Consider the following 4,187-nt stretch of genomic DNA (forward strand, 5'->3'; position numbering starts at 1 on the left):
GTTTTATAACCTGCCCATCCGGCAAATGCACCTTCGCCGTCAACCACTGATGAATCAACGACAGCAGAGCCTTGTCGTCAATCCGCTGCCTCAACATCTCCAGCAGCCAATCATGGTCAACTTCATCAAAGAACCCTTTGATGTCACTTTCTACCACATAGCCGAACGGCCCCCATTGCAGGTTGGCCGACAGGCTCGCTACCGCATCTCCCGCTCCTCGTCCCGGCCGATAAGCAAAACTGCACTCCAGAAAATCTGCTTCGAAAACAGCTCCCAGAATGTCGGCTACGGCTTGCTGGACAATCTTGTCCTCTAGTGCTGGAATGCCCAGAGGTCGTTGCTTGCCGTTGGATTTCGGAATATAGGTTCGGCGTATGCCTTTACATCGATAGCGCTTGGTTTTAAGGCGCTGCTCAAGATCGACAAGGTTTACGTACAAGTCTTTTCCATAGACCTGAGCAACAACCCTATCAACTCCTGCACTCGCGTTCTTGTTCAGTCGATGCCACGCCTGCAACAAATTCGGCAGATTCAGCATTCGATACAGATTCTGAAAACGGTGCTTCGGGTGAGAGCGTGCCTTGATGGCTATATCCATGAGAGAGGTTGTCCCGACAGTCTCCGGCCCAACATTGTCCAGTGCGGGTTGTCCTTTCATGGATGTGTTATTACCGCAAACCCCTTCGCCATGTGGACAGCTCTCCTGCCCTCCGACTACTATGAGTTTGTCCGACTTCCTAGCAGCCATCGTTGGTCTCATTCATCATTTGACGTCCCTACCACTTTCCTTATGGAGCTCACCAGGATATCTCAAGTTCCCAATACATCTCTCAATACATGCCGCGACTTGATAACTCCGCCGCCTCTTCACAACCATTGCCAATATCGGTTGATCCATGTTGACTTCGATCGCGTTACAAACCTCGTCAGACGAAACTGCCTTTCGGAGCGATACCAGTACTTCAGGGACACGGTTCCCCTACGGCCTATATTGTTCGCTGTGTACGCTTCACGTAGCTTGTTCGCTCGTTGAGAGAGGAGTTTTGCTTCCTCTGACTGGAGAGTGTTCGCTCTCCCGATGCTCCGCACTACGCGCAACACTCGCTAAGGGTGGTTGGCTAGACCTTTCCCTACAGGGACTTTCACCCTGAAAGATGCATCAAGCTTCTTGACGCACTAACGCCTTGCTCACCGGCGACCACTGCGGAGGGCGTTTTTGTGCAAAAATGGAGCGCAGCGGAATGCACAAAAACGAACGTAGCAGTGGGCGTCCGAGTGGAGCAACTTGTTAGCACTAAAATGTTCGATAGTGCTCATATAGTTCATGCTCTTCTATTCCTTTCGGTACTACTATCATATCCCCGGAAAGCGGCTCCACTCTATATTCCCATTCAATTCCAATTTTTTCGTATTCTTGTATCAAGACTGCTTCATAGTAGCCAATACCTACCAGCTCTTCCCTTGCATCTATTTCGGATACTTTGTATCTTTTTGAATATGCCTCGACTAAATTTTCTGGGAAGTTTCTTAATTGCTTCAGCCATCGGGTTGCGTCGGTAATCCTGCCTTTCCCAGCAAGCTTCTTTTTCGACTGTCTCTTACGTTTTGGCATTTCTGCTTCTATTCAGTGCTAACGCCGCCCACAGGGGCCGCAGTGGAGGTGAATGTTTTGCGGTAGCGTAGCGGTAAACCGCAAAACAAGCACCGCAACGGAGGTCCAGCCCGCTTGCGGGCGAGCCTGATGGGCCTTGTTAGTCACTTACAGAGCCTTGTTGAATAAAATGTGCAGTTTCCCGTTAATTATTCTTACATCTGGGGTTGATGCAGCTTTTACATTCCCCTTTTCGATGATTTCATTAATCTCGTTTGGAGAAATAATTTCATCATCAAGGAGTTCAATTACGGCCGTTGGCCCACACTTGAACCCAAAATTATTAATATAACCAAGCATTCTGTCGCGATCTCCAACAGCCTCAACTTTAAGAAGTTTATTGAAGTAGCTACCATCAATAAAGTGCTCTGACGGTTCTACTACTTCAAATTGATATTCAATTTCAGAACGAGCAAACATCTCACCAAGTTTGGCAAGGTGAGGCTCGCAAGAATCGTAGTACACAAGTGTAAACTCTTCCTTTTCCACTTCTGAACAAGAAAGAACAGCAAAAAGTCCGAGCATTGCGATAATTTTTTTCATATGACTAACGCCGCTGTAACTGGCGGAAAATACGGAGCGGTTTTTTGTGCAACAATGAGCGCAGCGAATGCACAAAAAACTGCGCAGTATTTTGCGTCCGGTTCACAGCTTTGTTAGCTGCGCGCCGGCAACAAAAATGATTTGGCCACGTTTTCAGCATTGCTGATTCACCGCGGCGGTTTTAAGGCTTAGTGGCAACGCACCGCAATACCCGGAGTAGCCAGGTATGAGCATCTCTCGAATAGTGCGCCGAACTATGCGGGCCACCGCGCCCAACACAATACCGATTAAGAGCCACGAACCCAAGAAACGAACGCGTGCTGATAAGTCACCGCCACCCAGGCTCAATGGTGCAGAGCTCTCTACGTGCACCGAACTTCCCACACCCTCGACACTAAAATGCCTATTCATAATGCCTTCCTTGACGGCCACCTACAACCATGACTGCGCCTGCTAACGCCAGCTGTAACTGGCGGAAAATACGGAGCAGCTTTTTGTGCAATAATGAGCGAAGCGAGTGCACAAAAACTGCGTAGTATTTTGCGTCCAGTTTACAGCCTTGTTAGCGGTCATGTTGGATTCACCATCTTTTGCCTGGTTTGAGCCGACACTACTACACTCTCATAGTTCTCTGGAAGTCTTACTACATGCACTTCAACGTCGAAAACTCTAGCGGCTTCTGCAACCCATGAATTTCCTTTTACATACTTTGCTGCTTCCTCTGACGCAAAGCAAATAATTTTCCTCCAGCCCTCGCCAAGTCTTTTATCAATAAGCGCAAGCTTTAGAATATCTCCCTTTATTTTGTGAAGTTGAGCGCCCTTTACCTCACCAATTCGAGCATATACTTCAACTACAACTCTTTGCTGAGGATCGATCGCATCTGGTTTAACGCCGATATCGATCGAAAGTGACGCACTCGGGTCAAATTTAAGCCCCAATTCCCTTTCAAGCGCTTTAAGTATGAATGCCTCTGCCTTTTGTTGTTCGGAGGAGTCTGAAAAATGTTTGCTCATGATTTTGAATACCCGCTAACGCCGATGTAACTGGTGCAGAATACGGAGCTGGTTTTTGTGCAAAAATGAGCGAAGCGATTGCACAAAAAACGGCGTAGTATTCTGCATCCAGTTTACAGCCTTGTTAAGCATTCTATTTGAAGCCTACTAAATTTACGTAAGAAACACCTTTTATGCCCATTTGTGACTCCCTATGTGCGGATTCGATATAGGCCTTACGCACGCCACAGCTACATATTTTTTTAATGTTGTTTTTAACTGCCCCTTCAATGCTATGGTCAAAGCTAAAAGCGCTACTACCTTCGACTACACAGACTTCTTTTTGAAGCCCGCTTTTAATGGCAGAGGATTTAGTTTGAAAGACTTCAACTTCGCAAGTACCAGTTTTGTAGCTAGATGATCCATCGACCATTCTAATCGACCCCGTGGCACAGCCTATTAGAACTAGCGAAAGAGCTAAAAAAATTACTATTTTTGAATACCTCATTGGTTCTCCGTGTGAATGCTTAACGCCGCTGTAACTGGCGGAAAATACGGAGCTGTTTTTTGTGCAACAATGAGCGCAGCGAATGCACAAAAAACTGCGTAGTATTTTGCGTCCGGTTCACAGCTTTGTTAGCTGCGCGCCGGCCACAAAGTTGATTTGGCCACGTTTTCAGCATTGTTGATTCATCGCGACGGTTTTAAGGCTTAGTGGCAACGTACTGCAAAACCCGGAGCTGCCAGGTATGAGCATGTCTCGAAAGTTGCGCCGAACTATGCGGGCCACCGCGCCCAGCGTAAAACTGGTTAAGTGCCCTGAACCCAAGGAACGAACGCGTGCTGTGGGTTCACCGCCACCCAAGCTCAATAGTGCACGATTCTCTACGTGCACCGAACTTGCCACACCCTCGACACTAAAATGCCTATTCATAATGCCTTCCTTGACGGCTCCCAATAACCATGACTGCGCCTGCTAACGCCGCTGTAACTGGCGC

General features: G+C 47.7%; 5 protein-coding genes. All 5 read right to left on the bottom strand.

Going from position 1 to position 4,187, the window contains the following annotated elements:
- A partial coding sequence (locus G8764_RS22045) for a reverse transcriptase domain-containing protein (RefSeq protein WP_243748962.1) occupies nucleotides 1–598 on the bottom strand: 598 nt, incomplete at its 3' end.
- A 696-nt stretch (nucleotides 599–1,294) separates the two neighbouring features.
- A complete protein-coding gene (locus tag G8764_RS22050; protein ID WP_166168499.1) occupies nucleotides 1,295–1,612 on the bottom strand; it encodes a hypothetical protein in 318 nt (105 codons plus the stop codon).
- Nucleotides 1,613–1,759: 147 nt separating this feature from the next.
- Complete coding sequence (locus G8764_RS22055) at nucleotides 1,760–2,194, bottom strand: hypothetical protein (protein WP_166168502.1); 435 nt, start codon at nucleotides 2,192–2,194, stop codon at nucleotides 1,760–1,762.
- Between the two features lie 569 nt (nucleotides 2,195–2,763).
- Nucleotides 2,764–3,210 carry a hypothetical protein gene (locus tag G8764_RS22060; protein ID WP_166168505.1) on the bottom strand — a complete coding sequence of 149 codons (447 nt, stop codon included), beginning with the start codon at nucleotides 3,208–3,210 and terminating at the stop codon, nucleotides 2,764–2,766.
- Nucleotides 3,211–3,343: 133 nt separating this feature from the next.
- Nucleotides 3,344–3,697: a hypothetical protein gene (locus G8764_RS22065; protein WP_166168508.1), complete on the bottom strand. Its 354-nt coding sequence runs from the start codon at nucleotides 3,695–3,697 to the stop codon at nucleotides 3,344–3,346.
- Nucleotides 3,698–4,187 lie beyond the last annotated feature (490 nt).

It is taken from the genome of Pseudomaricurvus alcaniphilus, from assembly GCF_011440395.1.
GTDB classification, from domain to species: Bacteria; Pseudomonadota; Gammaproteobacteria; order Pseudomonadales; family Cellvibrionaceae; genus Pseudomaricurvus; species Pseudomaricurvus alcaniphilus.

Coding starts and splice junctions, on each gene's coding strand:
- G8764_RS22050 (WP_166168499.1), bottom strand. CDS start 1,612: ATGCCAAAACGTAAGAGACAGTCGAAAAAGAAGCTTGCTGGGAAAGGC.
- G8764_RS22060 (WP_166168505.1), bottom strand. CDS start 3,210: ATGAGCAAACATTTTTCAGACTCCTCCGAACAACAAAAGGCAGAGGCA.
- G8764_RS22055 (WP_166168502.1), bottom strand. CDS start 2,194: ATGAAAAAAATTATCGCAATGCTCGGACTTTTTGCTGTTCTTTCTTGT.
- G8764_RS22065 (WP_166168508.1), bottom strand. CDS start 3,697: ATGAGGTATTCAAAAATAGTAATTTTTTTAGCTCTTTCGCTAGTTCTA.